The following is a 511-nucleotide window of genomic DNA, read 5'->3' as shown; positions in this document are numbered from 1 at the left end:
GGCTGAACACCAACCCGTTCGACCCTTCGATCACATGGGAATGGACCGGCGATCAGGAAGAACAGGCCGAAAGCCAGGCCTTCCTGTCCAGCGCGTTTCTGGCGGCCCTCGGGCTGATGTTCGTGATCCTGCTGGCGCAGTTCAACAGCTTCTACAACTCTGTTCTGGTTTTGCTGGCGGTTGTACTGTCCACAACCGGCGTTCTGATCGGGATGCTGGTGATGGAGCAACCCTTCTCGATCATCATGACCGGTACAGGGATCGTCGCTCTGGCTGGGATTGTTGTGAACAACAACATCGTTCTGATCGACACCTATCAGGAATACAGCCGCTACATGCCGCGGATCGACGCGATTGTGCGTACGGCTGAGGCTCGGATTCGCCCCGTTCTGCTGACAACGCTGACCACAATGGCCGGTCTGACGCCAATGATGTTTGGCCTGTCGCTGGACTTCATCAATGGCGGCTACACGATCGACAGCCCCACAGCACTGTGGTGGAAACAGCTGGC

At 57.3% G+C, this 511-nt stretch carries 1 protein-coding gene; it reads left to right on the top strand.

Annotated features, from left to right (window positions below; all coding sequences use genetic code 11):
- Nucleotides 1-511, top strand: a 511-nt coding sequence (locus ACR0E6_RS23155; protein WP_480587854.1) for an efflux RND transporter permease subunit, incomplete at both ends; no start/stop codon positions are given.

The organism is Ruegeria sp. AP12 (assembly GCF_056540025.1).
Note: the sequence above shows the minus strand (reverse complement) of the source record. Positions and strands in the feature narration are given on the sequence as shown.